Here is a 24,632-nt window from a genome sequence, read left to right as displayed (position 1 = left end):
CCATGCAGCAAGAGTTCAACGATCCGCTCTGGCGCACGGTGCTGTCCGGCGCCCAGATGCTGTTCGTGGCTTTCGGCGCCTTGGTGCTGATGCCGCTGATCACGGGCCTGGACCCGAACGTGGCACTGTTTACCGCAGGTCTGGGAACGATCCTGTTCCAGATCGTCACCGGGCGTCAGGTGCCGGTGTTTCTGGCGTCGAGCTTCGCTTTCATCACCCCGATCATTCTCGCCAAGGGCCAGTTCGGCCTCGCCGCGACCATGGGCGGCGTGATGGCGGCCGGTTTCGTCTACACCTTCCTCGGCCTGGCCGTGAAGATCAAAGGCACCGGTTTCATTGACCGTTTGCTGCCGCCGGTGGTGATTGGTCCGGTGATCATTTCCATCGGTCTGGCCATGGCGCCGATTGCCGCGAACATGGCGATGGGCAAGGCTGGCGACGGTTCGGAACTGATCCACTACCAGACCGCAATGATGATCTCGATGCCGGCACTGCTGACCACGTTGATCGTGGCGGTGTTCGGCAAAGGCATCTTCCGTCTGGTGCCGATCATTTCCGGTGTGCTGGTCGGTTTTGCCATGGCGTTCTATTTCGGCGTGGTCGACACAGCGAAGATTGCCGCAGCACCATGGTTTGCGATCCCCCATTTCACCGCGCCGGAGTTCAACTGGCAGGCGATTCTGTTCATTGTTCCGGTGGCATTGGCCCCGGCCATTGAACACATCGGCGGCGTGATTGCTGTGGGTAGCGTGACCGGTCGCGATTACCTGAAGAAACCGGGCCTGCATCGCACCCTGCTCGGTGACGGCATTGCCACCACCGCTGCCGGGATGTTCGGTGGCCCGCCGAACACCACCTACGCCGAAGTGACTGGCGCCGTGATGCTGACCAAGAACTACAACCCGAAAATCATGACGTGGGCGGCGATTTTCGCCATCAGCCTGGCGTTCATCGGCAAATTCGGCGCGCTGCTGCAGAGCATTCCGGTACCGGTGATGGGCGGGATTCTGTGTCTATTGTTCGGTTCGATCGCGGCGGTGGGCATGAACACCCTGATCCGTCACAAGATCGATCTGGGCGAAGCGCGCAATCTGGTGATTGTTTCGGTGACGTTGGTATTCGGGATTGGCGGTGTGCTGGTCGGCACTGGCACCGGTCCGGACGACTTCGGCCTCAAAGGCATCGCGCTGTGCGCGGTGGTGGCGATTGCGCTGAACCTGATTCTGCCAGGCAATGACGGCTGGAAAAACAAGAAGGCGGATGAGCCACTGATCTGAACCTTTAGATCTTCATCGCCTGACAGATAGCTATCGCGAGCAGGCTCACTCCTACAAGGTCAACGCAATACCTGTAGGAGTGAGCCTGCTCGCGATTCGCTTTCAGAGCGCCAGCGGCGCTCGTTCGCAAAGAGTTGCCAACGCCTTCGCCCAATGCGTGTCGTCGTTCAGACAAGGCACCAGCACCAACTCCTCGCCCCCCGCTTCGCGGAACTGTTCCTTGCCGCGATCACCAATCTCTTCCAGCGTCTCGATGCAATCGGCGACAAACGCCGGGCACATCACCAGAATTTTCTTCACGCCGCTTTTCGCCAGTTCATCCAGGCGCGCTTCGGTGTACGGCTCGATCCACTTCGCCCGCCCCAGACGCGACTGAAACGACACCGACCATTTGCCATCAGGCAGGCCCATGCGCTGAGCAAACAACGCCGCTGTACGCAGGCATTGCGCGCGATAACAGGTCGCCATGACCGCAGGAGAGGCGTTCTTGCAGCAGTCGTCATTCTTGAAGCAATGATTGCCGGTCGGATCGAGTTTGGTCAGATGCCGTTCCGGCAATCCATGGAAGCTCAGCAGCAAGTGATCGTAATCCTGCTGCAAATGCGGTCTGGCGCTTTCGACCAGCGCATCCAGATATTCCGGCTGATCGTAGAACGGTTGCAGCACTGACAATTTCACATCGAGCTTTTTCTCGCGGATCACCCGCTTGGCTTCCTCGATCACTGTGGTCGTGGTGCTGTCGGCGAACTGTGGATACAGCGGCGCCAGCGTGATGCGCTTGTGCCCCGCCGCGACCAGTTTCAGCAGGCCGGTTTCAATCGACGGCTCACCGTATCGCATCGCCAGCTCTACCGGCCCCTGCTTCCATTGCGCCTTCATCTGCTGTTGCAGGCGACGGCTGAGCACCACCAGCGGCGAACCCTCCTCCCACCAAATCGAGGCGTAGGCATGGGCCGATTGTTCCGGACGCTTGATCAGGATCAGCGACACCAGCAGACGCCGCACCGGCCATGGCAGGTCGATCACGTACGGGTCCATCAGGAATTGATTGAGGTAGCTGCGTACATCGGCCACCGAAGTGGAGGCCGGGGAACCCAGGTTGACCAGAAGCAAGGCGTGATCGGTCATGCAACGTCCTATTTCAGAGGCGGCTGGAAAGATCGTCCAGAGCCGCGCGTAAATCCGTGAACTGGAAAGTGAAACCCGCTTCCAGCAAGCGTGCTGGCAAGGCCTTCTGGCCACCGAGCAACAACAAAGACATCTCGCCGAGGCCGACCTTCAGCGCCAGGGTCGGCATCGGCATGAACGCCGGGCGGTGCAGAACGCTGCCCAGCGTCTTGGCAAATTCGCGATTGCGCACAGGTTGCGGCGCGCAGGCATTATAAGGACCACTGGCCTGATCGCGGTGCAGAAGAAAATCAATCAGGGCGATTTGATCGTCGATATGAATCCACGGCATCCACTGCCGCCCATTGCCCAAAGGCCCGCCGAGCCCGAGTTTGAACGGCAGCAACAGCCGCGACAAAAAGCCGCCCTCGGCCGACAGCACCAAGCCCGTTCGCACCATTACCACGCGGATGCCTTGTGCCTCGGCACGCTGTGCGGTTTCCTCCCAGGCAATGCACAACTGGCTGGCGAAATCGTCGATCACCGGCGGTGAATCTTCCGTCAACTCGCGTTCACCACCGTCGCCATACCAGCCTATCGCCGAACCGGAAATCAGCAATGCCGGTTTCTGCGCGCGGGTTTCGAGCCACGCCAACAATGTTTCCGTCAGCTTGATGCGGCTGCTCCACAACAACGCCTTGCGGCGATGGGTCCACGGCCGATCGGCAATCGGCGCTCCGGCCAGATTGATGATCGCGTCCACAGGCTCCTCGCCGAGGTCTTCCAGGCGCGCGATGCCACGCACCTGCGCGCCGCAGATCTTCGCGACCTTCTCCGGTTTACGGCTCCACACCGTCAGGCGATGGCCCTGCTGCGACCAGTGCCGGCAAAGCTGACGTCCGATCAAACCAGTACCGCCGGTCAGCAATATGTGCATGACATCTTCCTCGCGTGGCGTTTTACCCTGATCACTAGTCTATTTTTATAAACAGGGATCTTTTCTATCGGGCAGGCTCTATTGTTTAACCATAGGCCAAGCTGTCAGAACGAGAACGCTAGAAGTTATACCAAAAAACAAAATTGTACAGGTTTCATCCACGGCGTAGTCTGTACAGAAAGGTAAACGAGGCCCCTATGACTGTACCTATCGCAATCATCGGCACCGGCATCGCCGGACTCTCCGCCGCCCAGGCTCTGACAGAGACCGGGCATACCGTTCAATTATTCGACAAAAGTCGCGGCAGCGGCGGGCGCATGTCGAGCAAGCGCAGCGACGCTGGCTCACTGGACATGGGTGCGCAATATTTCACCGCACGTGACCGCCGCTTCGTCACCGAAGTGCAGCGCTGGCAAAGCCAGGGCTGGGTCGCCGAGTGGACGCCGCAGCTCTATACCTGCCAGGGTGGCCAACTGAACCTGTCGCCGGACGAACAGACCCGCTGGGTTGGTGCGCCGCGCATGAGCGCCATCACCCGTGGTTTGCTCGACGGTCTGGAAGTGCATTTCGCCTGCCGGATTACCGAGGTTTTTCGCGGTGAAGAACACTGGCATTTGCAAGACGCCGAAGGCTTCACCCACGGCCCGTTCAGCCACGTGGTGATTGCCACGCCGGCACCGCAAGCGACCGCGCTATTGGCCGCTGCACCGAAACTCGCCGGCGCCGCTGCGGGGGTGAAGATGGATCCGACCTGGGCCGTCGCCCTCGCCTTCGACACGCCACTGGATACGCCAATTGAAGGCTGCTTTGTGCAGGACAGTCCGCTCGACTGGCTGGCGCGCAACCGCAGCAAACCGGGGCGCGACAACACCCTCGACACTTGGGTACTGCATGCCACCAGTGCATGGAGTCGGCAACACATCGATTTGTCCAAGGAAGCAGTGATCGAGCAACTGCACGGCGCCTTTGCCGAGTTGCTGCACAGCGCCATGCCCGCGCCGACCTTCAGCCTCGCCCACCGCTGGCTCTATGCTCGCCCTGCGACAGGTCACGAATGGGGCACCTTGGCCGATGCCGATCTGGGCCTGTATGCCTGCGGCGACTGGTGCCTTTCTGGCCGCGTCGAAGGGGCCTGGCTGAGCGGTCAGGAGGCTGCACGTCGCTTGCATGAGCACCTGCAGTGAAGCGCATCAATCCGCAAAAATTGCTGCTGTCGAAATGGACAGCAGCCCATCCGCAGAACCGTGAAAAACACTTTCTGGTGACCGAGTTGTTCCTTGATGAGGAAGGCAAAGTGCTGGAAGTCGAGTTGCAGGCGGTGTTGACCAAACGCGTTGAACGCCTCGATTGGCAAGTCCTCAAGAACAACGATCACTGGCTATTGGGCTGGCAATAAAGCCCCCTGTAGGAGTGAGCCTGCTCGCGATAGCGGGGGACCATTCAACATTTTTATTGAATGACATACCGCTATCGCGAGCAGGCTCACTCCTACAGGAATCGCATCAACCGGAAAAAGTTATACAAATAATTTGACTTGTACACCCATGAATCTATGCTGAGCAAAGTTGTACAGAGATTCACCTCTGTACAGGTATGGATTCGAGGTGTTCATGTCTGATCCTTGCGTAGCCAAACCTAAAATCGCCATCAGCGCCTGCTTGCTGGGCGCGGAGGTGCGCTACAACGGTGGACACAAGGAATCACGCCTGTGCAGCCGCACCCTCACCGAGCATTTCGATTTTTTTCCGGTGTGTCCGGAGGTCGCAATCGGCTTGGGCATTCCTCGCGAACCGATCCGCCTCGTCGGTGATCCAGAACATCCTGAAGCCATCGGCACGGTAAACCCGGCGATCAACGTCACCCGGCCATTGGCCGAATATGGCGAGAAAATGGCCGCTGAACTCGATGACATCTGCGGCTACATCTTCATGCAGCAATCGCCGTCCTGCGGCCTGGAACGGGTCAAGGTTTACCACGCCAACGGCGCCCCGGTGAACGGCGGCGGGCGCGGGATTTACGCCCAGGCGTTTTGCGCCCGACACCCGGATCTGCCCGTGGAAGAAGCCGGGCGCCTCAACGATCCAGTGCTGCGCGAGAACTTCATCACCCGCGTGTTCGCCTACAGCGAATGGCAACAAGTCATCGCTCGAGGCTTGAGCCGCCGCACGCTCACCGAATTCCATTCGCGCTACAAATACTTGCTGATGGCGCACAACCCGCTGCAATACAAGGCGCTGGGCAAACTGCTCGGCAACATGGCCGACACCGATCCCGTCGAACTGGGCCCGCGCTATTTCAGCGAACTGATGGCGGCGCTGAAAAAATGCGCCACCCGTGGCACGCACTGCAACGTGCTGCTGCACATCAGCGGTTATCTGAAACAAGTGATCAGCGCCGAAGACAAACAGGAAATGGTTCACGTCATCAGCCAATACCGCCTCGGCATCGTGCCCTTGGTGGTGCCGTTGACGCTGCTCAAGCATCACTTTCGCCTCCATCCGGACCCGTACATCGCGCAACAGGTTTACCTGCAACCGCACCCGGAAAACCTCAGTCTGCGAAACGCCATCTAATGAACGACAAACTCGATACCAGCGCTCAGGAAGACCTTGGCGCTGATTTTAAAAAAGCCCTCGACGAGGGCTGGCTGCCGATTCGCGAAGTCGCCCGGCAAACCGGCGTCAATGCGATCACCCTGCGTGCGTGGGAACGCCGCTATGGGCTGGTCGTGCCACAACGCACCCCCAAAGGTCACCGGCTGTATTCGGCCGAACATGTGCAGCGAATTCTGACGATCCTTACCTGGCTCAACCGTGGCGTGGCAGTCAGCCAGGTCAAACCACTGCTCGACACGCCACAGGCGTTCAGCGAATCAGTGGAAAACGACTGGCAGCGCTTGCGCCAGACACTGCTGGCGGCCGTTACGCAACTCAGTGAACGCAGCCTCGACGACAGCGTCAATCAAGCCATGGCGCTCTACCCGCCACGCACGCTGTGCGAGCAATTGCTCATGCCGTTGCTGACGGAACTGGAGCAGCGCTGGCAGGGCCAATTCGGTGCACAGATGGAACGCGTGTTTTTTTATTCGTGGCTGCGCAGCAAATTTGGCGCACGCATCTACCATAACAACCGTCAGTTGCATGCTGCGCCCTTGCTGTTGATCAATCATTCCGACCTGCCACTGGAACCTCATCTGTGGCTATGCGCGTGGCTGATCAGCAGCTCCGATTGCCCGGTGCAGGTGTTTGACTGGCCGCTACCGGTGGGAGAACTGGCGCTGACAGCAGAACACCTGCAAGCGCGTGGCGTACTGCTGTATTCCAGCAAAGCCATGAACCTTGCGCAGTTGCCGAAACTATTGAACGGAGTGAGTTGCCCGAAATTACTGGTCGGACCAACGGTATGCATCCACCACGCCGAGTTGTCCGTAAAAACTTCCGAGATCGCTGATTTGTACCTGGCTGAAGACCCGCTTTCAGCGCACCAGGCACTCGTTCAGCGTGGGCTGATTTAATGGACGCAGTGAGTTCCGACATGCAATTGATCTGGCTACGCAGCGACTTGCGCCAACATGACAACACCGCCCTCGCGGCCGCCGCAGCGCGCGGTCCGACGGTCGCCGTGTACCTGTTGAGCCCGCAGCAATGGCTGGAACATGACGATGCTCCATGCAAGGTCGACTTCTGGTTGCGCAATCTCAATGAGCTGAGCAAAAGCCTCGACGAGCTGAACATCCCCTTGTTGATTCGCACCGCAGCGCATTGGGATCAGGCTCCGGCCGAACTGCTCAAGCTGTGCCAGCAACTGAAGATTGAAGCGCTGCACGTCAACGAAGAATACGGCGTCCATGAAAGCCGTCGCGATGCCGCAGTGGCTGAAACGTTGACAGCCAAGGGCATCGAGTTTCACAGTTATCTCGACCAGTTGCTGTTCAAACCCGGCACCGTGCTGACCAAGACCGAAACCTACTTCAAGGTCTTCAGCCAGTTCAGAAAAGTCTGTTATGAGCGCCTGCATCGCTCGATGCCGGCATTAGTCAAGGCACCCGGCAAGCAGGCAAAACTCAAAGTCGACAGCGACCCGGTTCCTGACGCGGTCAAAGGCTTCGCCACCCCGAGTCCATCCCTCCAGGCTCTTTGGCCGGCCGGAGAAAAAGAAGCGCAGCGTCGCCTCGATACGTTCGCCGACGCACAAATCGACTACTACCAAAGCGAACGCGACTTCCCGGCCAAGCCCGGCACCAGTCAACTCTCGGCCTATCTCGCCGCTGGTGTGATTTCGCCGCGCCAATGCCTGCACGCCGCCCTGCAAAGCAATCAGGGCGAGTTCGAGAGCGGCAAAGTCGGTGCAGTCACCTGGATCAACGAATTGCTGTGGCGCGAGTTCTACAAACACATCCTGGTCGGCTATCCGCGAGTCTCGCGGCACCGCGCCTTTCGCCCGGAAACCGAAGCCCTCGCCTGGCGTGATGCACCGGAAGATCTCGCCGCCTGGCAAGAAGCGCGCACTGGCCTGCCGATCATCGATGCGGCCATGCGCCAATTGCTGGAAACCGGCTGGATGCACAATCGCCTGCGTATGGTCGTGGCGATGTTCCTGACCAAAAACCTGTTGATCGACTGGCGCGAAGGCGAGCGCTTTTTCATGCGCCACTTGATCGATGGCGACCTCGCGGCGAACAACGGCGGCTGGCAATGGAGTTCGTCGACCGGCACCGATTCAGCGCCGTACTTCCGCATCTTCAATCCGTTGAGCCAGTCGGAAAAATTCGACAGCGAAGGCCTGTTCATCAAGCACTGGCTGCCGCAACTCGCCGGTCTCAACAAAAAAGAAGTGCATAACCCGGCCAGCGCCGGTCTGTTCGGTGCCGCCGACTACCCGCCGCCGATCGTCAATCTGAGCGCTTCACGGGAACGGGCGCTGACCGCGTTCAAGAACCTGCCCACGCGCCAAGCCATCGGAGACGATCATGAGTGAATTCCTGCAGCGCTTCGCCCGGCAATTTTCAGCGTTGAACAAAGACAACCTGCAACGCCTGGGCGAGCTCTACAGCGATGACATTCATTTCACCGACCCGCTGCACGAAGTTCAGGGCCTGGCGCAATTGCGCGATTACTTCAGCGAGCTTTACGCCAACGTCAGCGAATTGCATTTCGACTTTCACGGTTTCGACCAGATCAGCGAGGGCGAAGGCTACTTGCGCTGGGTCATGCGTTATCGCCACCCGCGCCTGGCGGGTGGTCAGGTGATTCGCGTCAGCGGCTGCTCGCACCTGCTGTGGCACGACAAGGTTTATCGCCATCGGGATTATTTCGATGCCGGGGCACTGCTTTATGAACATTTACCCGTATTGGGCCGGGTGATCGCCTGGCTGAAAAGGAGAATGGGATGAGTCGTACAACTCCACGGCGTTATTGGTTGACCGGTGCCAGCAGTGGCATCGGCGCGGCGCTGGCTGAAGAGATACTGAAAACCGGTGCGCACCTGGCAGTCAGTTCACGCCAGCTCGCACCGCTCAAAGTGTTATCGCAACGCTATCCGGGACAGGTATTGGTAGTCCCGGGGGATTTGACCAACAGCCAGACCGTGCGCGAAATCGGCCAGCAGATTGCTGAGGACTGGGGTTCGCTAGACAGCGTCATCCTCAACGCCGGGACCTGTGAATACGTCGATGCCAAGCAGTTCGATGCCTCGATCATCGAACACGTGGTACGCACCAATCTGCTCGCCAGCAGTTACTGCATCGAGGCAGCCCTGCCGCTGCTGCGCAAAGGCAACGCACCGCATCTGGTCGGCGTGGCGAGTTCGGTGACCTATTTGCCGTTGCCTCGGGCTGAAGCCTACGGTGCGTCGAAGGCCGGGCTGCGTTACTTGTTCGAATCGCTGCGCATTGATCTTGCGGACGAGGGCATTGAAGTCACTGTGGTCAGCCCGGGGTTTGTCGAGACGCCGCTGACCGCCAAAAACGATTTCCCGATGCCGCTCAGCTGGCCTGTGGATAAAGCCGCGCGGCACATCTTTGCCAAGCTCAAGGATCGACCTCTGGAGATCGCTTTTCCGGCACTGTTCATGGCGGCGCTATGGCCCTTGTCGAAACTGCCCGCGCGCGCGCAACTGGCCATCGGCAAGCGCATGGTGCGCAAGCCACCACCACAGACGGATCCGGCATGAAGATCGCCATCGTCGGGAGCGGCATCGCCGGGCTGACCTGCGCCTACCTGCTCAATCGCCGACACGACGTCACGGTGTTCGAAGCCAGCGACTGGGTCGGTGGTCACACGCATACCGTGGAGGTCACGGTCGAAGGTCGCAAGTACGCCGTGGACACCGGTTTCATCGTGTTCAACGACTGGACCTATCCGAACTTCATTCGCCTGCTGGGCCAACTGGGTGTGCCGTTCAAACCGACCGAAATGAGTTTTTCGGTGACCGATCCGGACACTGGCCTGGAATACAACGGCAACAACCTCAACAGCCTCTTTGCCCAGCGCAGCAATCTGCTGTCGCCGGGGTTCTGGGGCATGCTGCGTGACATTCTGCGCTTCAATAAAGAAGCGCAACGCGACCTCCTGGAGCTGCGCATCGCGGCCGACACCACCCTCGACGAATACCTCAAGGCTGGCGGTTACGGCGAACGTTTCATCCTGCATTACATCGTGCCGATGGGCGCGGCGATCTGGTCGATGCCGATGGCCGAAATGCTCAATTTTCCGCTGCAGTTTTTTGTCCGGTTTTTCAAGAACCACGGTTTGTTGTCTGTCAGTGACCGTCCGCAATGGCAAGTCATCGAAGGCGGTTCAAGCGCTTATATCGCACCGCTGACGGCCGCGTTCAAGGACAGAATCCGACTCGCTTGCCCGGTAACCCGGGTTGATCGCGATGTGCACGGTGTGATGATCCACAGCCCGGTGGGCATTGAGCATTTCGACCAGGTGGTGTTCGCCTGCCACAGCGATCAAGCGTTGAAACTGCTAGCGGTTCCGAGCGATGCCGAACGCGCGATCCTCGGCGCCCTGCCCTACGCCGACAATGAGGTGGTGCTGCACACCGACACGCGCTTGCTGCCGACACGCAAACTGGCGTGGGCGAGCTGGAATTATCGCCTCGGCGGATCCGGCCATACCCAGGCTGCGGTCACTTACGACATGAACATTCTGCAAGGTATCCAGAGCGACACGACATTTTGCGTCAGCCTCAACCAGAGTGCCGGCATCAGCCCGTTCAAAGTGCTCGCCAAATACACCTACGCGCACCCGCAATACAGCCTGGCGGCGGTCGCGGCGCAAAATCGCTGGGCCGAACTCGATGGCGCGCAACACAGCCATTATTGCGGCGCCTATTGGGCCAACGGTTTTCATGAAGACGGCGTGGTCAGCGCTTTACGTGTGGCTGCCGCGTTCGGGGAAACCTTATGAACAGTGCCCTGTACAGCGGCTGGATCGGCCATCGGCGCTTCTCGCCGCGCCAGCATCAATTCCGCTATCGGATCGGCCTGATCTACCTCGATCTAAACGAGCAGGACGCGGTGCTGGCGCTGTCACCGCTGGCCGGGCGCAGCCGCTTTGCGCCGTTTTCGTTTCGGGAGAGCGACTACCTCAAGACCTATACCGGTCGTGGTGTGCGCCTGATCGATGCGGTGCGCCAACAAGTGGCTGCCGCCATTGGTCATGAGCCACAAGGCGCGGTCTGCCTGCTGACTCAGGCGCGCAGTTGGGGCCTGTCGTTCAACCCGGTGAGTTTCTTTTATTGCCACGAAGCCGACGGGCAACTGGCGGCGATTGTCTGCGAGGTCACCAACACGCCGTGGCGCGAACGCTATCACTACGTGCTGCCGGCGCGCACGCCGGTCAATCTGCAGGATTTTCATCAGCACTTCGCCGTGGCCAAAGCCTTTCACGTTTCGCCGTTTTTGCCGCGCGATCTCGAATACCGCATGAGCTTCAGCCCCGCCGCGCAAACCCTCGGCGTGCACATGGCCGACTGGCAGGGCGAGCAAAAACTGTTCGACGCGACGCTCAATCTGCAACGCGAAACCCTTGATCGCCACAGCTTGCACCGTCACTTGCGGCGCTTTCCGTGGATGACCGCGAAAACCGCGTTGGCGATTTACTGGCAAGCGCTGCGACTGCTGCTCAAACGCGCTCCGATCTTTGCTCATCAGACTGCCGACGGCAGCTTTCAAACCGCCACTGTGCCTCCCAAGGAGCACCGCCATGAAATCCTCTAGCCTGTCGGTCAGTCGGCTCAGCACTAACGGTTTGACCGGATCGCTGCTGCGCCGAGGCGTATTGCGCCAACTCGCTCAGCTCAAACACGGGCAATTGATGGTGTTCGAAGACGGCGAACAAATGCTCTTCGGTACGCCCGGCAGTGCGCTGCTGGGAGAAATCCACATCACCGATCCAGCAGCCTGGGGGATGGTTGCCAGCAGTGGCTCGATTGGCGCCGGCGAAGCGTTTATTCATGGCTACTGGAGTTCGCCGGACCTGACGGCAGTGGTGCGCGTGTTTGTCAGCAACCTGGAAGTACTCGATGCCATGGAGGGCGGCCTCGCCCGCCTCGGGAGGCCATTGGTGCAAGGCCTGCACTGGCTCAATCGCAATACGCGCAAGGGCTCACAGAAAAACATCGCCGCGCACTACGACCTCGGCAATGACCTGTTCGAGCAGTTTCTCGACCCGACCATGATGTATTCGGCAGCGCAGTTTCTGACGCCCGAAGACACGCTTGAGCAGGCGCAACTGAACAAACTCGAACGGATCTGCCAGAAGCTCGCGCTCAAGCCCAGTGACCATTTGCTTGAGATCGGCACCGGTTGGGGCAGCATGGCGCTTTACGCGGCGCAACATTACGGCTGCCGCGTCACCACCACCACGCTGTCGAAAGAACAGTACGCCTTTACCGCACAGCGCATCGAACAACTTGGATTGCAGCAACAAGTGACGCTGCTGCTCAAGGACTATCGCGACCTCACCGGCGAGTACGACAAACTGGTGTCGATCGAGATGATCGAAGCGGTCGGTCATCGCTTTCTGCCGACCTACTTCAAACAATGCGCGCACTTGCTCAAGAGCAACGGCCTGATGCTGATTCAGGCGATCACCATTCGCGAGCAACGCTATGAGCAGGCCAAGCGCGGCGTCGACTTCATCCAGCGCTACATCTTCCCCGGCGGTGCCCTGCCCTGTGTGCAGAAAATGCTCGAAGTGGTCGGCCGCGACACCGACATGAACCTGCTGCACATGGAGGATTTCGGCCTGCACTACGCGCGCACCCTGCGCCTGTGGCACGAGAACTTCCGCCGCGCCCATGGCCGTTTGAGCGAATTGGGCTACGACGATTATTTCCTGCGACTGTGGGAGTTCTACCTGTGCTACTGCGAGGGCGGCTTCCTCGAACGCACCATCGGCACCGCGCAATTGCTGCTGGCCAAACCGGCCGCAATAACTGCGCCGCTGCTCGGACGCTTCGATGCTTGAGCGTGTGGCCAATGCCGTGCTGTTCCAGATCGGCTGGCTGACGTGCGTGCTCGGCGGCAACAGTTTGTGGTTGTTGATCGCGTTAGCGGTGCTGGTGATCCATCTGCGCTGGATCAGCAGTTGGGCGGCTGAAGGCCGTTTGATTTTGAGCGTGGTGATTGTCGGCACGGCGGTGGACAGTGTGTTGCGTGGTGTCGGGGTATTCGAGTTTCAGGATCAGTCGCCACTGATTCCGTTGTGGCTGATGCTGCTGTGGGCGCTGCTCGCGACGACGCTGCGCCATTGCCTGCAATGGAGTGCCCGGCCCTGGTGGCTGGCGAGTGTGCTTGGCGCAGTCGGCGGAGCACTGTCGTATTACGCTGGCGGACGCCTGGCCGGGGTGCAATTTCCCTACGGCGAACTACCCACGCTGATCGGTATCGGCCTGCTCTGGGCGCTGCTGTTTCCGCTGCTGCATGGGATGGCGCGACGACTGGCACATTGAGCGTCTGTCAGACCTTTCACACGCACAGCAGCGACTGCCTTACACTGCCGCCATGAAGACCATTCCCCACCAACAAATCACGGAACCGGCGGTCACTTGTTCGACCTGCGCGGCGTGCTGCTGTCAGCTCGAAGTGATGCTGATCACCGACACCGGCGTACCTGATCGCTTTATCGATACCGATGAGTGGGGCGGCGAAGTGATGCTGCGCCTGGACGACGGTTGGTGCGCGGCGCTGGATCGCGACACGATGATGTGCACGATCTATGAGAAACGCCCGTTGATCTGCCGCGAGTTTGAGATGGGTGCACCGGAGTGCATTGAAGAGCGCCAGGGCATCAGTACTGCCTACCGCTGATTTTTGAGCATCACAAAAACCAATGTAGGAGTGAGCCTGCTCGCGATAGCGGAGTGTCAGTCAATATTTGTGTGACTGACACTCCGCTATCGCGAGCAGGCTCACTCCTACAGGGGTTATGCGTACGGCTTAGAGCGGCATCGTGTAATGCAGCGCGTAACTTTCTACGCCGTCGTTGTCACTGGCCAGGCCAGCGTTGGAATAGTGCGTGGCACGGATCCCGACTTCATGCCCGCCATTGAAGCGCAGACCAAAACCGATACGGTCTTCGAACTGGAAAGAACCGCCGAGGTTGTTGCTTTCATACTTGGTGTTGGAGAACGCAGCCACACCAATGCCCGCTTCGATATACGGTTTGACCGACTGTCCGGCAAACTCGTAAACAAACACCGGCGAGAACGACAGGCTGTTGTTGCTGGAGGTCTTGTCGCCTTCCCAATAGGTATAGGCACCGCTCCAGTAACCGGTCAGGCGACCGACGTCGCTCTGCAGCCAGCTCTTGTCCCAATCGAAATTCATGCCCAAGCGGTACGTCATGGTCGAATCGCTAGTGGCCCCCACCGCAAACTCAACACCTGCCGCTTGTGCAGTAACACTTTGCCCCATCAGTGCGGCCGCAATCGCGGCCAAGCAGAATAGTCGCTTCACGTTGAAACTTCCTTTTCCGGAACGATCGTTTGGTTTTCTAGATAACTCTTCGCTATAGAAGCTGGCGCCTGCTTAGAAGTTCAGCTGATTTTTTAGTTATTTCACAATTTTTTTACAAGTCGAAGTTTTGCACTTCACCAGCGTTTTGTCCGAGCAGTGGCAGGATGTTTTTAAAGTACTCAGGATCGGCGCTGGTCCAGAATCTGACTGGTTGGTTCGGGCCGGCAGCGAGCAAATCACGCTCAGCCAAAAGCCGCTGAAGTTGCCGCGCTACAGCAGCACCGGTATCGATCAGGCTGATGTCCTCGGGGATCATCGACTTGAGCATCGGTTTTAGAAAGGGATAGTGGGTGCAGCCGAGAATGATCGTGTCGCAGCCGCTGGCCAACAGCGGGTCGACATAACTTTTCAGCAGCGCGCGCAACTCGGCGCTGTGCAGATCGCCACTCTCAATCAATTCGACCAGACCGGGACACGGCTGGGTGATCACTCGCACGTCAGTGGCGAAGCGATCAAGCAGCGCCGCGAACTTGGCGCTTTGCAAAGTCCCGGTGGTGGCGAGCACGCCGACTACTCCGCTGCGGGTCGCGGCAGCCGCCGGTTTGACCGCAGGCTCCATGCCGACCAGCGGCCAGTCGGGAAAATCACGGCGCAGATCGGCGACACCGGCAACGGTCGCGGTATTGCAGGCCAGCACCAACGCCTTGGCGCCCTGCTCGCGGAAAAACCCCGCCATCACGCTGCAGCGCTGGCGAATGAATTCCGGGGTTTTCTCACCGTAGGGAATGTGCCCGCAATCGGCGACATAGAGCAGCGATTCATTGGGCAGCAAGCGCTGGATTTCCGCCAGCACCGACAAGCCGCCGACGCCGGAATCGAACACGCCGATCGGCGCTTCACGCATGGCGCGAGCCACAGACGCTGCAACCCGGATCACGCTTGACGCGCAGCTCACGGAAACGCGAGCCCAGCGCATCGATCAGCAACAGACGCCCAACCAGCGGCTCGCCGAAACCGACCAACACCTTCAACGCTTCCAACGCCTGGAGACTGCCGACCAGACCGACCAGCGGCCCGACCACGCCTGCTTCGCTGCAGGTCAGTTCGGCTTCGCTGCCGTGGCCGTACAAGCAGTGGTAGCACGGGCTCTCGGCGCGACGCGGGTCGAACACCGACAACTGCCCTTCCAGACGAATCGCCGCGCCGCTGACCAACGGTTTGCACGCAGCCACACACGCAGCGTTGACTGCTTCGCGGGTGGAAAAATTATCCGAACAGTCGAGCACCAGATCCACCGCAGTCACGGCTGCGGCGAGAGAATCCTCGTCCAGCGCCTGACGATGGGCAATCAATTGAATCTCGGGATTGATCGAGCCCAGACGCTTGAGCGCCGAGTCGACCTTGCTCATGCCGACGCTGTCGGTGTCATGAATGATCTGGCGTTGCAGGTTGGTCAGGTCGACCGTGTCGAAATCCGCCAGGTGCAACTCACCGACGCCCGCCGCCGCCAGATACAAGGCAACCGGCGCACCGAGCCCGCCGAGGCCGATGATCAGCACGCGACTGTCCTTGAGCTTCAGCTGCCCGTCGATGTCGATGTGTTGCAGCAGAATCTGCCGGCTGTAGCGCAGCAATTCCTGATCATTCAGCACGGCAGGCGCCCCAGACTGATGCGTTGATGACCGCCCAGATCGGTGCGGCTGTGGACTTCTTCAAAACCGCGCGTCAGCAGCAAGTCACGGACGGCTTCGGCTTGATCATAGCCGTGTTCGAGCATCAACCAGCCAGCGGCCTCCAGATGATCCGGGGCCTGATCGACGATCAAGCGCAGATCGTCGAGCCCGTCCTCACCAGCAACCAGCGCGCTGGCCGGTTCGAAGCGCACATCGCCCTCGACCAGATGCGGATCGGCGGCGGCAATGTACGGCGGATTGCTGATGATCAACTGGAAACGCTGACCTTCAAGTGCGCTGAACCAATGGCTGCTCAGCACCGTGGCGTTGTTCAAATGCAGGCGCTGGCGATTGCGCTCGGCGAGGGCCACGGCTTCGAGCACGCGATCCACCGCCGTGACTTTCCACGCCGGACGTTCGCTGGCCAACGCCAGGGCAATCGCGCCGCTGCCAGTGCCGAGATCGAGTACTTTCGCCGGGGTCGCAGGTAGCAATTCCAGCGCCGCTTCCACCAGCAACTCAGTGTCCGGGCGCGGGATCAGCGTGTGTGGCGCGACTTCCAGATCGAGTTTCCAGAAACCCTGCTGACCGAGAATGTAGGCCACCGGCTCACCGCCACGACGACGTTGCAAGTACTCGGCAAACGTCAGCGCTGCTTCACTCGGCACAATGCGCTCGGGCCAGGTGTGGAGAAAACTGCGCGACTTGCCCAACGCGGCGGCCAGGAGCAATTCGGCATCCAGGCGTGCGGTGGGCGAGTCAGGCAGTTCGGCTGCGCGCAACAGGCTGGCAATGATGGTCATTTATTCACCTATCGCGGCGAGTTGGTCAGCCTGGTATTCGGCCAGCAAAGGCTCGATCACCGCCTCAACGCCACCGGCAAGAATTTCGTCCAGCGAGTACAGGGTCAGGTTGACGCGATGGTCGGTGACTCGACCCTGGGCAAAGTTGTAGGTGCGAATGCGCTCGGAGCGGTCGCCGGAACCTACCAGCAATTTACGTTCGCTGGCGATCGCATTCGCCGCCGCTGCGGTTTGCTGATCGTTGAGCTTGGCGGACAGCCAAGCCATCGCCCGCGCCCGGTTCTTGTGCTGGGAGCGTTCTTCCTGGCACTCGACGACGGTACCGGTCGGTATGTGCGTGATGCGGATCGCCGAGTCGGTGGTGTTGACGTGCTGACCACCGGCGCCGGAGGAGCGGAATGTATCGACACGCAAATCCGCCGGGTTGATCTCGATGGCTTCGCGTTCGTCCGGCTCGGGCAACACCGCCACGGTGCAGGCCGAGGTGTGAATGCGGCCCTGGGATTCAGTGGCGGGTACACGCTGTACGCGGTGCGCGCCGGATTCGAATTTCAGTTTGCCGTAAACATTGTCGCCTTCAATGCGGGCGATGACTTCTTTATAGCCACCGTGCTCGCCTTCGTTTTCCGACAGGATCTCCACACGCCAGCCGCGACGCTCGGCGTAACGCGAATACATGCGGAACAAATCGCCGGAGAAGATCGCCGCCTCGTCGCCACCGGTGCCGGCGCGGATTTCGAGAAACACGTTGCGCCCGTCGTTGGGATCTTTGGGCAGCAACATGCGCTGCAGATCGGCTTCCAGGGTGATCAGCAATTCCTTGGCTTCGCGGACTTCTTCCACAGCCATTTCACGCATGTCCGGATCGTTGTCCTTGAGCAGCGCCTGCGCGCCTTCAAGATCGCTTTGTACGCCGAGCAGCTTTTTATAGCCTTGCACGACCGGCTCGAGTTCAGCGTATTCCTTGGAATAAGCGCGAAATTTGGCCTGATCGGAAATGACTTCGCCGTCGCCGAGCAACGCGGTCAGTTCCTCGAAACGGTCCTGGAGGATGTCCAGCTTATTGAGCAGTGACGCTTTCATTGCGGTTTTTTATCCGAAAAGCTATCCGGTGAGCCCTCGAGGGCAAAGAGTTCCTGGGCCATGGCCAGCGCATCGAGGCGGCCTTCGGCAGAAAGCTTTTTCAACTGCACGCTGGGCGCATGCAACAGTTTATTGGTCAGGCCACGGGCCAGTTGCCCGAGCACCTCTTCGGCGTTGCCACCGTTGGCCAGCAGGCGCAGGGCTTTTTGCAGTTCCTCGTCGCGCAGGCGTTCGCTCTGTTGACGATAGGCCTTGAGCACATCGACCGCCGCCAGCTCGCGCAGGCGCACCATGAAATCATCGGCGCCGACCGAGACCATCTCTTCTGCCGCCTGGGCTGCGCCCTGACGACTCTTGAGGTTTTCGGCGACCACTTCGTGGAGATCGTCGACGCTGTAGAGGTAAACGTCGTCCAACTCGCCGACTTCCGGTTCGATATCGCGGGGAACAGCGATATCGACCATGAAAATCGGCTTGTGCTTGCGCAGCTTCAAAGCGCTTTCCACCGCGCCCTTACCGAGAATCGGCAACTGACTGGCGGTCGAACTGATAACGATGTCGCTGCGCACCAGTTCCGCCGGGATGTCCGACAGCAGCACCGCGTGGGCGCCGAACTGCTCGGCCAACAGACTGGCGCGCTCCAGCGTGCGGTTGGCGACGACAATGCGCTTGACGCCGAGCTCGTGCAAATGGCGGGCGACCAGGGTGATGGTCTCGCCGGCGCCGATCAGCAAGGCTTGGCTGCGCTGCAAATCACTGAAAATCTGTTTCGCCAGGCTGACCGCGGCAAACGCTACGGATACCGGGTTTTCACCGATCGCGGTGTCGGTGCGCACCTGTTTGGCGGCATTGAACGTTGCTTGAAACAGTCGCCCCAACAGCGGGCCGATGGTGCCGGCCTCGCGGGCCACGGCGTAGGCCGATTTCATCTGACCGAGAATCTGCGGTTCGCCCAGCACCAGCGAGTCGAGCCCGGAGGCGACGCGCATCATGTGACGAACTGCCGCATCATCTTCATGCACATAAGCACTCGCGCGCAGCTCATCGAGGCTTAAATGGTGATAGTCGGCCAGCCAGCGCAGCACGATATCGGCAGAAAGCTGATCCTGTTCTATATAAAGCTCACTGCGATTGCAGGTCGAGAGGATCGCAGCTTCGCGGCTGTCGGTCAGTCGGCAGAGCTGCTGCAAGGCTTCCACCAACTGCTCTGGCGTAAAGGCCACGCGCTCGCGGACGTCTACTGAAGCAGTCTTGTGGTTGATACCGAGTGCAAGGAAGGCCATTCAAAGTCGCTGATGGTGACGTGAAGCCGGCAATTGTCCTACTTCGCCAGATTCAGAACAACTATTGGATATCTATCGCCCTTATTGTATCCACCTTATGCTGCGATCCATTCTCGTTCATGTACACACCACCCCATGTAGGAGCTGCCGAAGGCTGCGATCTTTTGACTTTGTTTTTTGAAATCAAAAGCAAGATCAAAAGATCGCAGCCTGCGGCAGCTCCTACAGGGCGATCAGCGTAAATTGCCTGAGCGGTTATGTTTGGCCGAAGGCTTGTGTCATGATGATCCGACCGCAGGTTAGTCGTCCTTCTCCTATATGAATAGATCTTCCGCGTTGCTCCTCGCTTTTGTCTTCCTCAGCGGCTGCCAGGCCTTGGCTCCCGTTTCGCCGGACGGTACGCCGCCGGTTGAAGACACCACGCCCGCGCCTGAAAAGCCCAAGGTTTACAGCTCGTTCAGCGAGGAAACCGTTTTCAGTCTGTTGAGCGCCGAACTCGCCGGCCAGCGCAATCGTTTCGACATTGCTCTGGACAACTACGTGACCCAGGCCATCAACACCCAGGATCCGGGCGTCTCCGAGCGTGCATTCCGCATCGCCGAATATCTGGGCGCCGATCAACCGGCCCTCGATACCGCGCTGATCTGGGCCAAAAACGCGCCGGACGATCTCGAAGCGCAACGCGCCGCCGCCGTGCAACTGGCCCGTGCCGGGCGCTATGACGACTCCATGGTTTATATGGAGAAAGTCCTGCAGGGCAAAGGCGATACCCACTTCGACTTCCTCGCGCTGTCGGCCGCCGATACCGATCAGGAAACCCGCAACGGTCTGATGAAAAGTTTTGACCGTTTGTTGCAGCGTCATCCGAACAACAGCCAGCTGATTTTCGGCAAGGCGCTGCTCCTGCAGCAGGACGGCGACAACAAGGCCGCACTGAGCCTGCTCGAAGACCATCCGCCGGAAGAAGGCGAAATCGCCCCGATCCTGTTGCGTGCGCGCTTGCTGCAAATCATGAACCGTGGCGATGAAGCGTTGCCTTTGCTGCAAAAAAGCATCAAGAAATACCCGGACGACAAACGCCTGCGCCTGACTTACGCGCGCATGCTGGTTGAGCAAGACCGCATGGACGACGCCAAGGCCGAGTTCTCCAGCCTGGTTCAGCAATACCCGGAGGACGACGAACTGCGTTACTCACTGGCACTCGTCTGCCTGGAAGCCAAGGCCTGGGACGAGGCCAAGGGTTATCTGGAAGACCTGATCGCCCGCGAAAGCCACGTCGATTCGGCGCACCTGAACCTCGGTCGCATTGCCGAAGAACGCAACGACCCGCAAGGCGCTCTTCTCGAGTACGCCCAGGTCGGCCCGGGCAACGACTATCTGCCAGCGCAATTGCGTCAGGCCGATATCCTGATGAACAACGGCAAGACCGCCGAAGCGCAAAGCAAACTCGCCGCCCAGCGCGACGAGCAACCGGATTACGCGATTCAGCTGTACCTGATCGAATCGGAAACCCTGTCGGCCAACAAACAGGACGACAAGGCCTGGAAAGTCTTGCAGACAGCCTTGCAGCAGTACCCGGACGATCTGAATCTGCTGTATACCCGGGCAATGCTCGCGGAAAAACGCAATGACCTGGCGCAGATGGAAAAAGACCTGCGTCTGATCATCAAGCGCGATCCGGACAACGCCATGGCGCTGAACGCCTTAGGCTACACCCTGTCCGACCGCACAACCCGCTACGCTGAAGCCAAAGCACTGATCGAGCAGGCACACCAGATCAACCCGGAAGACCCGGCCGTACTCGACAGCCTTGGCTGGGTGAATTACCGCATGGGCAATCTGGACGACGCCGAGAAATATCTGCGTCAGGCGCTGGAGCGTTTTCCTGACCACGAAGTTGCCGCCCACCTCGGTGAAGTGTTGTGGACCAAGGGCAACCAGCGCGAAGCCAAACAAATCTGGGGCAAATTCCTCAAGGATCAGCCCGACAGCACCATTCTGCGCAGCACCATCAAGCGCCTGACCGGATCCGAGACTCTTTAACTCATGTTTTTGCGCCACGTTATTGTTTTCAGCTTTATCGCCCTGCTCGCCGGCTGCTCGGGTTTTGGCACTCGTGAATCGGTCGAGGGCCACGGCAGTCCGGCTCAATGGGCCGCGAACAAACAGCAACTGACCGGCCTCGACGGCTGGCAGATCGACGGCAAAATCGGCATCCGCGCCCCGAAAGACTCCGGTAGCGGCACGCTGTTCTGGCTGCAACGTCAGGATTACTACGACATTCGTCTGTCCGGCCCGCTGGGTCGTGGCGCTGCACGCCTGACCGGGCGTCCGGGCAAGGTGTCGCTGGAAGTCGCCAATCAGGGCCGCTACGAATCGCAATCCCCGGAAGCCCTGCTTGAAGAGCAGTTGGGCTGGAAACTGCCAGTGTCAAATCTGGCCTGGTGGGTGCGTGGCCTGCCGGCTCCGGACAGCAAAAGTCGCCTGAACCTGGACGCCGACAGCCGTCTGGCCAACCTGGAACAGGATGGCTGGAAAGTCGAATACACCGCTTACACCGAACAGAATGGTTACTGGTTGCCCGAGCGCATCAAGCTGCACGGCACCGACCTCGACGTCACGCTGGTGATCAAGACCTGGCAACCGCGCAAGCTGGGGCAATAACGCATGACCGCTGCACGCCTGACCCTGCCCTCGCCGGCCAAACTCAACCTGATGTTGCACATTCTCGGGCGCCGTGAAGACGGTTACCACGAATTGCAGACGCTGTTTCAGTTTGTCGATTACGGCGATGAAATCACGTTTGCCGTACGTGATGACGGTGTGATTCAACTGCACACGGAGTTTGCCGGCGTGCCGCATGACAGCAATCTGATCGTGCGCGCGGCGAAAATGCTTCAGCAACAATCGGGTTGTACGCTGGGCGTCGACATCTGGATCGATAAAGTGCTGCCCATGGGCGGTGGCATTGGTGGCGGCAGTTCAAATGCGGCGACCACTTTGCTCGGTCTGAATCATTTGTGGCAGTTGGGTTGGGACGAAGATCGCCTGGCTACTCTGGGGCTGACACTCGGCGCCGACGTGCCGGTTTTCGTCCGTGGTCATGCGGCTTTTGCCGAGGGCGTGGGCGAGAAACTCACCCCGGTGGATCCCGAAGAACCGTGGTATCTGGTGCTCGTACCGCAAGTCTCTGTAAGTACGGCAGAAATTTTTTCCGATCCTTTGTTGACACGTAACACGCCGCCCATTAAAGTGCGCCCCGTTCCCGAGGGAAACAGTCGAAATGACTGCTTGCCGGTGGTTGCAAGGCGTTACCCAGAAGTACGTAACGCATTGGATTTGTTAGGTAAATTTACCGAAGCAAAACTCACCGGAACTGGAAGTTGTGTGTTTGGGGGCTTCCCAAGCAAAGCTGAAGCTGATAAAGTCTCGGCCCTTCTGACAGAGACCCTTACAGGGTTTGTAGCCAAAGGCAGCAACGTTTCGATGTTGCACCGCAAGCTGCAAAGTCTGCTCTAAAGGAACCAGGTGCTCGGCACTTGATGCAACAGATACAGGGGCGTCGCCAAGCGGTAAGGCAGCAGGTTTTGATCCTGCCATGCGTTGGTTCGAATCCAGCCGCCCCTGCCATTTTCTATACTCATCCAGGTTACCCTCAGCCTCTAGGTACTGCGCGTGTCCAAGATGATGGTCTTTACGGGGAACGCTAACCCCGATCTGGCTCGGCGTGTTGTACGTCAGCTGCATATCCCTCTCGGTGACATCTCTGTCGGTAAGTTCTCCGACGGCGAAATTACAGCCGAGATCAATGAAAACGTTCGCGGTAAAGACGTTTTCATTATTCAGCCGACTTGCGCTCCGACCAACGATAACCTGATGGAACTGGTAGTGATGGCTGATGCCTTCCGCCGCTCCTCGGCTACTCGTATCACTGCTGTTATTCCTTATTTTGGTTATGCCCGTCAGGATCGCCGTCCGCGTTCCGCACGTGTGGCTATCAGCGCGAAAGTCGTTGCTGACATGCTTACCGTAGTCGGCATCGACCGTGTTCTCACGGTTGATCTGCATGCTGACCAGATTCAGGGTTTCTTCGATATTCCGGTAGATAACATCTACGGCTCCCCGGTTCTGGTGGATGACATTGAAGATCAGCGCTTCGAAAACCTGATGATCGTTTCCCCGGACATTGGTGGCGTCGTGCGTGCACGTGCCGTTGCCAAATCCCTGGGCGTGGATCTCGGGATCATCGACAAACGCCGTGAGAAAGCCAATCACTCTGAAGTGATGCATATCATCGGTGATGTCGAAGGGCGTACCTGCATTCTGGTCGATGACATGGTCGATACCGCCGGCACTCTGTGTCACGCGGCCAAGGCCCTGAAAGAGCATGGCGCAGCCAAGGTCTTCGCCTACTGCACACACCCTGTGCTGTCGGGTCGGGCCATCGAGAATATCGAAAATTCCGTGCTGGACGAGCTGGTGGTGACCAACACCATCCCGCTGTCCGCTGCAGCACAAGCCTGTGCACGTATCCGTCAACTGGATATCGCACCGGTTGTTGCCGAAGCGGTTCGCCGCATCAGCAATGAAGAATCGATCAGCGCGATGTTCCGTTAAGGGCCCTGCCCTTCTCGAAATGTCTCGTTGACGAAAAGCGCCCCGCCCCGGCATTCCTGCCGGGGCGGGGCTTTTTTGCCCATACCGTGTTTGGCGCTGGTCGCAAACGCCACTCCGGTCATGGCTATTTTGGAGATACAAAATGAACGATTTTACTCTGAATGCTGAAGTGCGTTCCGACCTGGGGAAAGGTGCGAGCCGCCGCCTGCGTCGTCTCGCCGCTCTGGTTCCAGCTGTTGTTTACGGTGGCGAAAAAGCCCCTGAATCCATCAGCATGCTGGCCAAAGAAGTTGCCAAACTGCTCGAAAACGATGCTGCCTACAGCCACGTTATCGAACTGAACGTTGGCGGCAAAAAGCAGAACGTCATCATCAAAGCTCTGCAACGTCACCCGTCCAAGGGTCACGTTCTGCACGCTGACTTCGTACGCGTCGTAGCCGGCCAGAAACTGACCGCTATCGTGCCTGTGCACTTTGTCGGTGAAGAAGCTCCGATCAAGAAAGGCGGCGAGATCTCGCACGTCCTGAACGAAATCGAAGTAACTTGCCTGCCGAAAGATCTGCCTGAGTTCATCGAAGTCGACCTGTCGGCTCTGGAAATCGGCGCAATCGTTCACCTGTCCGACCTCAAAGCCCCTAAAGGCGTTGAGTTCGTTGCACTGGCTCACGGTGACGACAAAGCTGTTGCAAACGTACACGCTCCACGCGTTGCTCCAGAAGCTGAAGAAGGCGCAGCAGAGTAATTCACTCTGTCATGCCTGAGTGAGCAAGTAACATCGCGGACTGGAACGTAGCGAGAAAGCGGGCGAGAACGCGGAGTTTACATCCATGGTAAATGAGCATTTTTCGTCCACTTTCGCCGCTTTGCCTGATCGCGGCGATGT

At 59.1% G+C, this 24,632-nt stretch carries 26 protein-coding genes and 1 tRNA gene; 19 read left to right on the top strand and 8 right to left on the bottom strand.

All coding sequences use genetic code 11. The features are described from left to right. The first annotated feature begins 2 nt into the window (after positions 1-2). Positions 3-1,277, top strand: coding sequence for a uracil-xanthine permease family protein (locus CQ009_RS22685; RefSeq protein WP_105708784.1), 1,275 nt, complete (start codon positions 3-5; stop codon positions 1,275-1,277). Positions 1,278-1,379: 102 nt separating this feature from the next. On the opposite strand, the gene hemH is transcribed toward CQ009_RS22685, so the two are convergent. Continuing rightward, the gene (hemH, locus tag CQ009_RS22680) at positions 1,380-2,405 is read right to left on the bottom strand and encodes a ferrochelatase (protein ID WP_105708783.1); all 1,026 of its coding nucleotides are present in this window, start codon (positions 2,403-2,405) and stop codon (positions 1,380-1,382) included. Between the two features lie 13 nt (positions 2,406-2,418). After that, entirely contained in the window at positions 2,419-3,321 is a 903-nt protein-coding gene (locus CQ009_RS22675) for a TIGR01777 family oxidoreductase (protein ID WP_105708782.1), read from the bottom strand. Positions 3,322-3,518: 197 nt separating this feature from the next. Here CQ009_RS22675 and CQ009_RS22670 point away from each other — a divergent pair, with 197 nt between their 5' ends. The 12 genes from CQ009_RS22670 (at position 3,519) to CQ009_RS22615 (ending at position 13,642) form a co-directional block, all read left to right on the top strand. Continuing rightward, positions 3,519-4,505: an NAD(P)/FAD-dependent oxidoreductase gene (locus CQ009_RS22670; protein ID WP_064387629.1), complete on the top strand. Its 987-nt coding sequence runs from the start codon at positions 3,519-3,521 to the stop codon at positions 4,503-4,505. Further along, positions 4,502-4,717 (top strand): TIGR02450 family Trp-rich protein, encoded by a 216-nt coding sequence (locus CQ009_RS22665; RefSeq protein ID WP_105708781.1) that lies wholly within the window; start codon positions 4,502-4,504, stop codon positions 4,715-4,717. The genes CQ009_RS22670 and CQ009_RS22665 overlap by 4 nt, the downstream gene beginning before the upstream one ends. Before the next feature lie 214 nt (positions 4,718-4,931). Further along, entirely contained in the window at positions 4,932-5,894 is a 963-nt protein-coding gene (locus CQ009_RS22660) for a DUF523 and DUF1722 domain-containing protein (protein WP_105708780.1), read from the top strand. Next, the gene (locus tag CQ009_RS22655; protein WP_105708779.1) at positions 5,894-6,835 is read left to right on the top strand and encodes a MerR family transcriptional regulator; all 942 of its coding nucleotides are present in this window, start codon (positions 5,894-5,896) and stop codon (positions 6,833-6,835) included. The genes CQ009_RS22660 and CQ009_RS22655 overlap by 1 nt, the downstream gene beginning before the upstream one ends. A 20-nt stretch (positions 6,836-6,855) precedes the next feature. Then, positions 6,856-8,298 (top strand): deoxyribodipyrimidine photo-lyase, encoded by a 1,443-nt coding sequence (phrB, locus tag CQ009_RS22650; protein ID WP_177431015.1) that lies wholly within the window; start codon positions 6,856-6,858, stop codon positions 8,296-8,298. Next, positions 8,291-8,713: a nuclear transport factor 2 family protein gene (locus CQ009_RS22645; RefSeq protein ID WP_064387634.1), complete on the top strand. Its 423-nt coding sequence runs from the start codon at positions 8,291-8,293 to the stop codon at positions 8,711-8,713. The genes phrB and CQ009_RS22645 overlap by 8 nt, the downstream gene beginning before the upstream one ends. Next, complete coding sequence (locus CQ009_RS22640) at positions 8,710-9,492, top strand: SDR family oxidoreductase (protein WP_105708777.1); 783 nt, start codon at positions 8,710-8,712, stop codon at positions 9,490-9,492. The genes CQ009_RS22645 and CQ009_RS22640 overlap by 4 nt, the downstream gene beginning before the upstream one ends. After that, positions 9,489-10,736 carry an NAD(P)/FAD-dependent oxidoreductase gene (locus tag CQ009_RS22635; RefSeq protein ID WP_064387636.1) on the top strand — a complete coding sequence of 416 codons (1,248 nt, stop codon included), beginning with the start codon at positions 9,489-9,491 and terminating at the stop codon, positions 10,734-10,736. Before CQ009_RS22640 ends, CQ009_RS22635 begins: the two co-directional genes overlap by 4 nt. Beyond that, the gene (locus CQ009_RS22630; protein ID WP_105708776.1) at positions 10,733-11,548 is read left to right on the top strand and encodes a DUF1365 domain-containing protein; all 816 of its coding nucleotides are present in this window, start codon (positions 10,733-10,735) and stop codon (positions 11,546-11,548) included. Before CQ009_RS22635 ends, CQ009_RS22630 begins: the two co-directional genes overlap by 4 nt. Next, a complete protein-coding gene (locus CQ009_RS22625) occupies positions 11,535-12,800 on the top strand; it encodes a cyclopropane-fatty-acyl-phospholipid synthase family protein (RefSeq protein ID WP_064387638.1) in 1,266 nt (421 codons plus the stop codon). The genes CQ009_RS22630 and CQ009_RS22625 overlap by 14 nt, the downstream gene beginning before the upstream one ends. After that, positions 12,793-13,284 (top strand): DUF2878 domain-containing protein, encoded by a 492-nt coding sequence (locus CQ009_RS22620; RefSeq protein WP_064387639.1) that lies wholly within the window; start codon positions 12,793-12,795, stop codon positions 13,282-13,284. The genes CQ009_RS22625 and CQ009_RS22620 overlap by 8 nt, the downstream gene beginning before the upstream one ends. Before the next feature lie 52 nt (positions 13,285-13,336). Further along, positions 13,337-13,642 (top strand): YkgJ family cysteine cluster protein, encoded by a 306-nt coding sequence (locus CQ009_RS22615; RefSeq protein ID WP_064387640.1) that lies wholly within the window; start codon positions 13,337-13,339, stop codon positions 13,640-13,642. Between the two features lie 129 nt (positions 13,643-13,771). Here CQ009_RS22615 and CQ009_RS22610 read toward each other — a convergent pair whose 3' ends face one another. The 6 genes from CQ009_RS22610 to hemA form a co-directional block, all read right to left on the bottom strand. Further along, positions 13,772-14,290 carry an acyloxyacyl hydrolase gene (locus CQ009_RS22610; RefSeq protein ID WP_064387641.1) on the bottom strand — a complete coding sequence of 173 codons (519 nt, stop codon included), beginning with the start codon at positions 14,288-14,290 and terminating at the stop codon, positions 13,772-13,774. A gap of 112 nt (positions 14,291-14,402) precedes the next feature. Continuing rightward, entirely contained in the window at positions 14,403-15,194 is a 792-nt protein-coding gene (murI, locus tag CQ009_RS22605; RefSeq protein ID WP_105708775.1) for a glutamate racemase, read from the bottom strand. After that, positions 15,187-15,942 (bottom strand): molybdopterin-synthase adenylyltransferase MoeB, encoded by a 756-nt coding sequence (locus CQ009_RS22600; protein ID WP_105708774.1) that lies wholly within the window; start codon positions 15,940-15,942, stop codon positions 15,187-15,189. Before CQ009_RS22600 ends, murI begins: the two co-directional genes overlap by 8 nt. Continuing rightward, positions 15,936-16,766 carry a peptide chain release factor N(5)-glutamine methyltransferase gene (gene prmC / locus CQ009_RS22595; protein ID WP_064387642.1) on the bottom strand — a complete coding sequence of 277 codons (831 nt, stop codon included), beginning with the start codon at positions 16,764-16,766 and terminating at the stop codon, positions 15,936-15,938. Before prmC ends, CQ009_RS22600 begins: the two co-directional genes overlap by 7 nt. Then, positions 16,767-17,849, bottom strand: a complete 1,083-nt coding sequence (gene prfA / locus CQ009_RS22590; protein ID WP_105708773.1) for a peptide chain release factor 1 — start codon at positions 17,847-17,849, stop codon at positions 16,767-16,769. Next, a complete protein-coding gene (gene hemA / locus CQ009_RS22585) occupies positions 17,846-19,132 on the bottom strand; it encodes a glutamyl-tRNA reductase (protein WP_064120441.1) in 1,287 nt (428 codons plus the stop codon). The genes prfA and hemA overlap by 4 nt, the downstream gene beginning before the upstream one ends. A gap of 318 nt (positions 19,133-19,450) precedes the next feature. On the opposite strand from hemA, the gene CQ009_RS22580 reads away from it, so the two are divergent. From CQ009_RS22580 to CQ009_RS22555, 6 genes are all read left to right on the top strand, one after another. Next, positions 19,451-21,175 (top strand): tetratricopeptide repeat protein, encoded by a 1,725-nt coding sequence (locus CQ009_RS22580; protein WP_064387644.1) that lies wholly within the window; start codon positions 19,451-19,453, stop codon positions 21,173-21,175. Positions 21,176-21,178: 3 nt separating this feature from the next. Then, a complete protein-coding gene (gene lolB / locus CQ009_RS22575; RefSeq protein WP_016987219.1) occupies positions 21,179-21,796 on the top strand; it encodes a lipoprotein insertase outer membrane protein LolB in 618 nt (205 codons plus the stop codon). Between the two features lie 3 nt (positions 21,797-21,799). Continuing rightward, positions 21,800-22,651: a 4-(cytidine 5'-diphospho)-2-C-methyl-D-erythritol kinase gene (gene ispE, locus CQ009_RS22570; protein ID WP_105708772.1), complete on the top strand. Its 852-nt coding sequence runs from the start codon at positions 21,800-21,802 to the stop codon at positions 22,649-22,651. 36 nt (positions 22,652-22,687) lie between these two features. Continuing rightward, positions 22,688-22,762, top strand: a tRNA-Gln gene (locus tag CQ009_RS22565). Positions 22,763-22,807: 45 nt separating this feature from the next. After that, entirely contained in the window at positions 22,808-23,749 is a 942-nt protein-coding gene (locus CQ009_RS22560; protein WP_003171603.1) for a ribose-phosphate pyrophosphokinase, read from the top strand. 142 nt (positions 23,750-23,891) lie between these two features. Then, positions 23,892-24,491, top strand: coding sequence for a 50S ribosomal protein L25/general stress protein Ctc (locus tag CQ009_RS22555; protein ID WP_064387646.1), 600 nt, complete (start codon positions 23,892-23,894; stop codon positions 24,489-24,491). The last annotated feature ends 141 nt before the right edge of the window (positions 24,492-24,632 follow it).

The sequence above is a fragment of the Pseudomonas sp. MYb2 genome, assembly GCF_002979955.1.
Classification (GTDB): domain Bacteria; phylum Pseudomonadota; class Gammaproteobacteria; order Pseudomonadales; family Pseudomonadaceae; genus Aquipseudomonas.
This window is presented reverse-complemented; position numbering and strand designations above follow the sequence as displayed.

Bases quoted from the DNA above. Each gene is read 5' to 3' on its own strand.
- CQ009_RS22685 (WP_105708784.1), top strand. From the start codon at position 3: ATGCAGCAAGAGTTCAACGATCCGCTCTGGCGCACGGTGCTGTCCGGC.
- hemH (WP_105708783.1), bottom strand. From the start codon at position 2,405: ATGACCGATCACGCCTTGCTTCTGGTCAACCTGGGTTCCCCGGCCTCC.
- CQ009_RS22675 (WP_105708782.1), bottom strand. From the start codon at position 3,321: ATGCACATATTGCTGACCGGCGGTACTGGTTTGATCGGACGTCAGCTT.
- CQ009_RS22670 (WP_064387629.1), top strand. From the start codon at position 3,519: ATGACTGTACCTATCGCAATCATCGGCACCGGCATCGCCGGACTCTCC.
- CQ009_RS22660 (WP_105708780.1), top strand. From the start codon at position 4,932: ATGTCTGATCCTTGCGTAGCCAAACCTAAAATCGCCATCAGCGCCTGC.
- CQ009_RS22655 (WP_105708779.1), top strand. From the start codon at position 5,894: ATGAACGACAAACTCGATACCAGCGCTCAGGAAGACCTTGGCGCTGAT.
- phrB (WP_177431015.1), top strand. From the start codon at position 6,856: ATGCAATTGATCTGGCTACGCAGCGACTTGCGCCAACATGACAACACC.
- CQ009_RS22645 (WP_064387634.1), top strand. From the start codon at position 8,291: ATGAGTGAATTCCTGCAGCGCTTCGCCCGGCAATTTTCAGCGTTGAAC.
- CQ009_RS22640 (WP_105708777.1), top strand. From the start codon at position 8,710: ATGAGTCGTACAACTCCACGGCGTTATTGGTTGACCGGTGCCAGCAGT.
- CQ009_RS22635 (WP_064387636.1), top strand. From the start codon at position 9,489: ATGAAGATCGCCATCGTCGGGAGCGGCATCGCCGGGCTGACCTGCGCC.
- CQ009_RS22630 (WP_105708776.1), top strand. From the start codon at position 10,733: ATGAACAGTGCCCTGTACAGCGGCTGGATCGGCCATCGGCGCTTCTCG.
- CQ009_RS22625 (WP_064387638.1), top strand. From the start codon at position 11,535: ATGAAATCCTCTAGCCTGTCGGTCAGTCGGCTCAGCACTAACGGTTTG.
- CQ009_RS22620 (WP_064387639.1), top strand. From the start codon at position 12,793: ATGCTTGAGCGTGTGGCCAATGCCGTGCTGTTCCAGATCGGCTGGCTG.
- CQ009_RS22615 (WP_064387640.1), top strand. From the start codon at position 13,337: ATGAAGACCATTCCCCACCAACAAATCACGGAACCGGCGGTCACTTGT.
- murI (WP_105708775.1), bottom strand. From the start codon at position 15,194: ATGCGTGAAGCGCCGATCGGCGTGTTCGATTCCGGCGTCGGCGGCTTG.
- prmC (WP_064387642.1), bottom strand. From the start codon at position 16,766: ATGACCATCATTGCCAGCCTGTTGCGCGCAGCCGAACTGCCTGACTCG.
- prfA (WP_105708773.1), bottom strand. From the start codon at position 17,849: ATGAAAGCGTCACTGCTCAATAAGCTGGACATCCTCCAGGACCGTTTC.
- hemA (WP_064120441.1), bottom strand. From the start codon at position 19,132: ATGGCCTTCCTTGCACTCGGTATCAACCACAAGACTGCTTCAGTAGAC.
- CQ009_RS22580 (WP_064387644.1), top strand. From the start codon at position 19,451: ATGAATAGATCTTCCGCGTTGCTCCTCGCTTTTGTCTTCCTCAGCGGC.
- lolB (WP_016987219.1), top strand. From the start codon at position 21,179: ATGTTTTTGCGCCACGTTATTGTTTTCAGCTTTATCGCCCTGCTCGCC.
- ispE (WP_105708772.1), top strand. From the start codon at position 21,800: ATGACCGCTGCACGCCTGACCCTGCCCTCGCCGGCCAAACTCAACCTG.
- CQ009_RS22555 (WP_064387646.1), top strand. From the start codon at position 23,892: ATGAACGATTTTACTCTGAATGCTGAAGTGCGTTCCGACCTGGGGAAA.